General features: G+C 72.2%; 10 protein-coding genes. 2 read left to right on the forward strand and 8 right to left on the reverse strand.

Annotated elements, in window-relative coordinates; genetic code table 11:
- From VGD70_RS12500 to VGD70_RS12530, 7 genes are all read right to left on the reverse strand, one after another.
- On the reverse strand, positions 1-926 hold a 926-nt coding region (locus VGD70_RS12500; protein ID WP_331081276.1), incomplete at its 3' end, for an alcohol dehydrogenase catalytic domain-containing protein.
- 9 nt (positions 927-935) lie between these two features.
- Positions 936-1,103, reverse strand: a complete 168-nt coding sequence (locus VGD70_RS12505; protein WP_331081278.1) for a hypothetical protein — start codon at positions 1,101-1,103, stop codon at positions 936-938.
- A 114-nt stretch (positions 1,104-1,217) separates the two neighbouring features.
- Positions 1,218-1,910 (reverse strand): 2OG-Fe(II) oxygenase, encoded by a 693-nt coding sequence (locus VGD70_RS12510; RefSeq protein WP_331081279.1) that lies wholly within the window; start codon positions 1,908-1,910, stop codon positions 1,218-1,220.
- The gene (locus VGD70_RS12515) at positions 1,907-2,509 is read right to left on the reverse strand and encodes a methylated-DNA--[protein]-cysteine S-methyltransferase (protein WP_331081281.1); all 603 of its coding nucleotides are present in this window, start codon (positions 2,507-2,509) and stop codon (positions 1,907-1,909) included. Before VGD70_RS12515 ends, VGD70_RS12510 begins: the two co-directional genes overlap by 4 nt.
- On the reverse strand, positions 2,502-2,981 hold the full coding sequence (locus tag VGD70_RS12520) for a sigma-70 family RNA polymerase sigma factor (RefSeq protein WP_331081283.1): 480 nt from the start codon (positions 2,979-2,981) through the stop codon (positions 2,502-2,504). Before VGD70_RS12520 ends, VGD70_RS12515 begins: the two co-directional genes overlap by 8 nt.
- Before the next feature lie 43 nt (positions 2,982-3,024).
- Positions 3,025-3,333: a putative quinol monooxygenase gene (locus VGD70_RS12525; RefSeq protein ID WP_331081285.1), complete on the reverse strand. Its 309-nt coding sequence runs from the start codon at positions 3,331-3,333 to the stop codon at positions 3,025-3,027.
- A 104-nt stretch (positions 3,334-3,437) separates the two neighbouring features.
- Positions 3,438-4,115, reverse strand: coding sequence for a GntR family transcriptional regulator (locus VGD70_RS12530; protein WP_331081287.1), 678 nt, complete (start codon positions 4,113-4,115; stop codon positions 3,438-3,440).
- A 221-nt stretch (positions 4,116-4,336) separates the two neighbouring features.
- Between VGD70_RS12530 and VGD70_RS12535 the strand changes: the two genes are divergently transcribed.
- Positions 4,337-5,212: a 2-hydroxy-3-oxopropionate reductase gene (locus VGD70_RS12535; RefSeq protein WP_331081290.1), complete on the forward strand. Its 876-nt coding sequence runs from the start codon at positions 4,337-4,339 to the stop codon at positions 5,210-5,212.
- On the opposite strand, the gene VGD70_RS12540 is transcribed toward VGD70_RS12535, so the two are convergent.
- Positions 5,209-6,102 (reverse strand): LysR family transcriptional regulator, encoded by an 894-nt coding sequence (locus VGD70_RS12540; RefSeq protein WP_331081291.1) that lies wholly within the window; start codon positions 6,100-6,102, stop codon positions 5,209-5,211. The genes VGD70_RS12535 and VGD70_RS12540 overlap by 4 nt on opposite strands.
- A gap of 105 nt (positions 6,103-6,207) precedes the next feature.
- Here VGD70_RS12540 and VGD70_RS12545 point away from each other — a divergent pair.
- Positions 6,208-6,816 (forward strand): aldo/keto reductase (locus VGD70_RS12545; RefSeq protein WP_331081293.1); only part of this gene is annotated, 609 nt, incomplete at its 3' end.

Below are 6,816 nucleotides of genomic sequence, written 5' to 3' on the forward strand. Positions count from 1 at the left end.
GGGTCGGACGAGCCGTAGACGCAGCCGTGCAGGGTGCGGCCGAACCAGTACAGCTCCAGCGCGTTGAACTCGACCGGGCTGGTCCTGGCGCCGACCCCGATCACGGTGACCGTGCCGCCGCGGCGGCTGCTGCCCCACGACGCGCGGATCGTGGCGGGCAGGCCGACGCAGTCGAAGGCGTGGTCGGCGCCGCGGCCGCCGGTGAGGCCGCGGATGGCCTTGCTGGTCTTGTCGTCGGCGACGATGAAGTCGGTGGCGCCGTGCACGAGGGCGAGCTCGCCCTTGGACTCGCTGACGTCCACGCCGATGATCGGGTCGGCGCCGGCCGCGCGGGCGGCCTGCAGCACGGACAGGCCGATCCCGCCGAGGCCGATGACGACGACCGACTGGCCGGCGCGCACGCGGGCGGTGTTGTGCACGGCGCCGTTGCCGGTGAGCACCGCGCAGCCGAGCACGGCGGCCTGCTCCAGCGGGAAGTCCGCGGGGATCGGCACGACCCCCTGCTGCGGGACGATCGTCTCCTCGGCGAACGCGCCGGTGCCGAGCCCCGGGTAGACCGGTGTGCCGTCGGCGAACGTCGCGTACGGCTGGGTCGCCCGCTCCTCGGCGTGCTCGCACAGCCACGGCTCGCCCTGCTCGCAGAACCAGCACTCGCGGCACGCGGGTGCCCAGTTCAGCACCACCGCGTCGCCGACGGAGACCCGGTCGACGCCCTCGCCGACCGCCACGACCGTGCCGGCGCCTTCGTGGCCGAGCACCGCGGGCATGTTCAGCGCGAGCGTGCCGTTGGCGAGCGACAGGTCGGAGTGACACACCCCGGCCGCCGCCACCCGCACGCGCACCTGCCCGGGGCCGGGGTCGCCGAGCTCGATGTCACGCACCTCGAGCGGCTCGCCCTGCCGCATCAGCACCGCTGCCCTGACCATGACTCTCCCTCACCGGCGTACGTTTCCCGGGAGCGTATGCCCCACGGTCGCGGCCGACCTCGCCGCGGCGAGGTCCGTCACACCCCGCGCCAGCACGGTCACCGCGGCGGTGTGCTGGCCGAGGTCGACCGGGAGCCCGCCGCTGGTGTTCACCGGCTCGCCGTCGCCACCTGCCACCGGACCTGGGCTTTTCGTGGGAGTCACGGGTGGCTGCCCGACGGGCTCTGCCGCCGCGCGCATTGCCGCTCGGGGCCAGCAGGGCTCGGTGGGCGGAGCGGGCGCCGGCGGCCCCTAAGCCGCGTCGTGGAAGACCAGCCCCAGGGTGTGGCGGCGGCCGGAGCGGATGACCGACACGCCGTGCCGCATCGGGGCCGTGGACCAGCCTCGGGACGAGCGGACCGGGCGGTCGCGGGTGGTGAACACCAGGCCGTGGCCTTGGGGGATGAGGGTCGCGATCCCGCGGGACTGGGCTCGGGGGCGCTGCTCGACCATCAGGAACTCGCCGCCCGTGTGGTCCACGCCCGGCTCGTTCAGGTTGATCACCACCTGCAGGGGGAACACCTTGTCTCCATACAAGTCCCGGTGCAGGGCGTTCCAGTCGCCCTCGCCGTAGCGGAGCAGGATGGGCGTCGGGCGGGTCTGGCCGGCTGAGTGGCACTCCTCGAGCCACTCGTCGAGGCCGTCGGGCCACGTCGCCGACCAACCCAGTTTCCGGGCCCAGTCGCGGGCGATGGGCAGCAGCCTCGGGTAGAGCGCGGCCCGCAGGTGGGCGACCAGCGGCGGGAACGGCGACGCGAAGTACCGGTACTCGCCCCGGCCGAACCGGTAGCGCGCCAGGTCGATGGTGGCGCGGAACCGGTCCGGCTGGTCGTACAGCGCGGCAGTGGACGTGCACTCGCGCTTGGTGAGCAGCCGGGGCAGCAGCGCGCAGCCGTGCTCGTTGATCTCCTCGGTGACGGTCGCCCAGTCGACGTCGAGCTTCACGCTTCCTCCAAGGCCAGCAGGGTCTGCTTCGCGTCCGGGCCGCCGACGTACCCGCCGGACGAGCCGTCCGACCGCACGACCCGGTGACACGGCAGCACCACCGGCACCGGGTTGGCGGCACACGCCGTCCCCACCGCCCGGACCGCGCGGGGGCTGCCGGCCGCCGCGGCGACCTCGGCGTAGCTCTCGGTCCGGCCGTAGTCGATGTCGGCTAAATGACCCAGCACGGTCCGGCGGAAGCCGGACGTGAGGTGTAGGTCCAGCGGCACGTCGAACGAGCGCCGCCGGCCGGTGAAGTACTCGTCCAGCTGCCGAACCACGATGTCGAGCCGGGCCGGCGCGCGCAGGATGCGCGGGCTCACCTTCTGGGCGAGCTCGGAGAGCGCCTCGTCGTGGCCGGCGGTCTCGTACACGACCCGCAGCAGGCCGGCGGGACTCGCCGCGAGCAGCAGCGAGCCGACCGGGGTGTCGACGGTGCGATAGGCGATGTCGAGGATGCCCTCCCGCTCGGCCGCCGCCGCGAGCCGCTCGCGCAACCGGGCGGAGAGGTCGCCGGACACGGTGTTGCCGCCGGACAGGGTGTTGAAGAGCTCAGTCATGGTCGGTTCCCCTCGGGTATGTCGTGCGCAGCCGCTTGATGCCGTCGGCCGCGGCGCGCCGGGCGGCGGCGGTGCTGCCGCCCGTGATGGCCGCGACCTCCTGGTACGGCAGGCCGGCGAGGTGGTGGTAGGCCACCGCCTCGCGTTGCTTGCGTGGCAACGCGGCCAGCGCGTCCCACAGGTCGCCGTCCCAGTCCTCCGGCCGGCCCGTGCGGGCAGGCCGGTCCGGCACCTCGCCGACCGCGACGGGACGGCGGGCCGTGGCCCGGTGCACGTCGACGGCCTTGCGGTGCGCGATGGTGACGAGCCAGGCCTCCACGTTGGCGTCGCCCGGCAGGCCCGGGTACGCGCGTAACGCGGCGAGGAACGTGTCCGACCAGGCGTCCTCGGCGTCCGCCCGGCCGAGCACCGCCCGGCACACGCGCAGCACCATCGGCCCGTACTCGGCGACGATCTGCTCGAAAGGTCTCACATGAGGTAGACGTCCGGCTCCCACGGAACGTGAGATTGCCAGGTCAGGCCGACGGAATCCCGAGCCCGCCCGCGATGTCGAGCTCCTGACCGGTGAACTCGCCGGTGAGCATCGGCATGGCCGAGGCGATCGCGGCCTTCGTCGCCGGCAGCTCCAGCGACGCCGCGTGGTGGGCCTTGCTCTGCCACACCTCGAACACCCAGACCAGATTCTGGTCACTGTCCGACGTGCCGACCACGTACAGGTCGCAGCCGGCCGCACGCAGCCCGTCCTCCCCACCGAGGAGCAACGTCACGACGTCGTCGCGCTTGCCGGGCACCGTCCGCATGGTCGCCAGATATCCGTATCGCACCGGGCGATCATGCCAGAGCCGCTCAACCACCCGATTGGACGAACGCGACAATGCCAATCATTCGCACTATTCCGGGTCCATTTCCGACCAATTCGCGGATTGGCTCAGAACGCCTCGTCGAAGAGCGCGAGCCGGATGTCGCGTGCCTCGGTGAAGTGGGTGATCGCGTTCTTCTCCGCGCCGTCGCTGTCGCGTGCCTCGATCGCCTCCACAATTGCGCGATGCTGCTCGTTGGACCGCTCCCAGCGCCCCGGCGTCCCCAAGGTCGTTGCCGGGTAGCGGACCAGGTGCAGGTCCAGCCGTTCGAGCAGGTCGATCAGCGACATGTTGTGGCTGGCGCGCCAGATCGCGGTGTGGAACTGCCGGTTGCCGCGGACCATCCCGTCGACGTCGTCCGTGGTCACCGCGTCCAGCCGGCTCATCGCGCGGCGGAGCAGGATCAGGTCGTGTGAGTTGCGCCGCTCGGCGGCCATCCGCGCCGCCGTCCCCTCCAACGCGATCCTGGTCTCGTAGATGTCGAGCACCTCTTCGGGAGTGCGCTCGCGGACCACCAGACCACGGTCGTTGCGCTCGACCAGCCCGTCGTGCTGCAGCTTCGACAGTGCCTCCCGGATCGGCGTGCGGCTCACCTCGCACCAGTCCGCCAACGCCGACTCCACCAGTTGCTGCCCCGGTATGAGATCGCCCGCCCGAATCGCTTCCTTCAGTCGCTGATACGGCGTGATCTTGTTGACCGGATCGGGCAAACGTGCGGCGGAACGGCCGGATCTCGCGTTGGCCATGTCCCGATCTCCCCATCCCCAGTTTCATCACCCGTCGACGACGGGTCACCCAGTACGGGCATTGTTTGCCTATTTCCGCAAACCGTCAACGTGCGTGCCTACGGTCCGTACGCGGCTTACACCGGATGAGGGGGCGCTGGTGCGGACCGCCGCCGAGCGAGTCCACGGACAGTAGAGCCGGTAGCGTCCGCACGGTCGGCCACCGCGCAGAGGAGGACCCCGTGACCCGCATCGCGTTCATCGGGCTCGGCATCATGGGCCTGCCGATGGCCGCCAACCTCGTCCGGGCCGGGCACGAGGTGTCCGGCTACAACCGCACGGCGGCCAAGGCGGCCAAGCTCGCGGACGCCGGCGGCACCGCGGCCGGGTCGATCGCCGGGGCGGTGCGCGGCGCCGAGGTCGTGATCACCATGCTGCCCGACTCCCCCGACGTCGAGGCCGTGGTCCTCGGCGACGACGGCGTGCTCGCCGCGGCCGGGAAAGGCGCGCTGCTGATCGACATGAGCACGGTGGCGCCCGCGACCGCACGCACGGTCGCGGAACGCGCCGCCGAGGCCGGGCTGCGCGCGCTGGACGCCCCGGTCAGCGGCGGTGAGCAGGGCGCGGTCGACGGCACGCTGTCGATCATGGCCGGCGGCGACGCGGCGGACTTCTCGGCCGCGCGGCCGATCCTGGAGGCGATGGGGTCGACGATCGTCCACGTCGGGCCCGCGGGCGCCGGCCAGACGGTGAAGGCGGCGAACCAGCTGATCACCGCCGGCAACCTGGGGCTGCTCGCGGAGGCCGTGGTGTTCCTCGACGCGCACGGCGTGGACCTCGGGCCCGCGATCGAGGTGATCGGCGGCGGGCTGGCCGGCAGCAAGATCCTCGACCGCAAGGCCCCGGCGATGCTGAACCACGAGTTCACCCCGAGCTTCCGGATCGACCTGCACCACAAGGATCTCGGCATCGTGGCCGACGCCGCCCGCGCGGCAGGCGTCGTGACCCCGATGGCGGCGACCGTCACCCAGCTGATGGCCGCCGCGAAGGCCCAGGGCCACGGCGACCTCGACCACTCGGCCCTGCTCCTGGTGATCGAGCGGCTGGCCGGCCGCTAGTCCACTGTAGACACAGCAAGACCCGCGGCGTCGCGGACGGCCGACAGCAGGGCGGCCGCCGCGGCGCTCGTCGGGTCGGCACTCACGGTCACCGTCTCCCAGCGGGCGGTCGGCGGGGTGAGGCCGACGAACTGGACCTTGTCCGTCTTCACCGAGAACGACTGCGGCACCAGCGCCACCCCGAGCCCGCACGCGACGAGGTCGAGCAGCGAGTGCACGTCGGTGACCTCCAGCGCCACCCGCCGGGACACGCCGGCCGCGTCGAGGACCCGGTCGACCGTGTCGCGGGTACCCCAGTCCGGCTGGAAGTCCACGAACCGCTCGTCCCGCAGGGCCCCGAGGGCAATGCCGGCCTCCGACGCCAGCGGGTGGTCCAACGCGCACGCCAGCACCAGCGGCTCGCTGGCCAGCGGCGACACGGCCACCTCGTCCGGGCAGCGCACGGGCCGGGACACGAACGCCAGGTCGAGCCGGCCGTGCGCCACCTGGTCGGTCAGCTCGCCGGACCCGCCGTGCCGCAGCCGGATCTCGAGTCCGGGATGCGTGGCGAGGAACCCCGCGAGCACGGTCGGCAGGTGCACGACGTGCAGGCACTGCAGCGTCCCGATCGCGAGGCTGCCCTGCAGCAGCCCCTGCACCGCGGCCACCGCGTCGCGGGCGGCATCGGTGGCGGCCAGCGCGCGGCGCGCCTCGGCCAGCAGCGCCTGACCGGCCGCGGTGAGCTGCACCTGCCGGGTGTTGCGCCGGAACAGCGACGCACCCAGCTCACGCTCCAGCGAGCGGATCGACGCGGAGAGCCCCGACTGCGCCACGTGCAGCTGCTTGGCCGCCCGGGTGAAGTGCCGCTCCTCGGCGACCGCGACGAAGTACCTCAGCTGCCGCAGCTCCATGATTCATCACCCTGACTGCTCAACACGATCGAGATCTTCTGTTGGACAGCTTAATCCCCAGCGCGAAGACTGGAACCAGAGGGAAACCACAGTGAAGGGAACATCATGCAGACTCGCCACATCGGCGACAGGCAGGTCAGCGCCATCGGGCTCGGCGGCATGCCGATGTCGATCGAGGGCCGGCCGGACGAGCGGCGGTCCATCGCGACCATCCACGCCGCGCTGGACGCCGGCGTCACCTTGTTCGACACCGCCGACGCCTACCACCTGCACGCCAACGAGGTCGGGCACAACGAGACGTTGATCGCCCAGGCGATCGCGAGCCACGGCGGCGACACCTCCGACGTGCTCGTCGCCACCAAGGGCGGCCACCTGCGCCCCGGCGACGGCTCGTGGACGCTCAACGGCTCGCCCGAGTACCTCAAGCAGGCCTGCGACGCCTCGCTCAAGCGACTCGGCGTCGACGCGATCGGGCTCTACCAGTTCCACCGCCCGGACCCGAAGGTCGACTACGCCGACTCGATCGGCGCCCTCCGCGACCTGCTCGACGCGGGCAAGATCCGGATGGCCGGCATCTCCAACGCGAACCCGGACCAGATCCGGCTCGCCAACGACATCCTCGGCGGGCGGCTGGTGAGCGTGCAGAACCAGTTCTCGCCGGCGTTCCGCTCCAGCGAGCCCGAGCTCGAGCTGTGCACCGAGCTCGGCGTCGCG

The organism is Actinophytocola sp. (genome assembly GCF_036402745.1).
Lineage (GTDB): Bacteria > Actinomycetota > Actinomycetes > Mycobacteriales > Pseudonocardiaceae > Actinophytocola.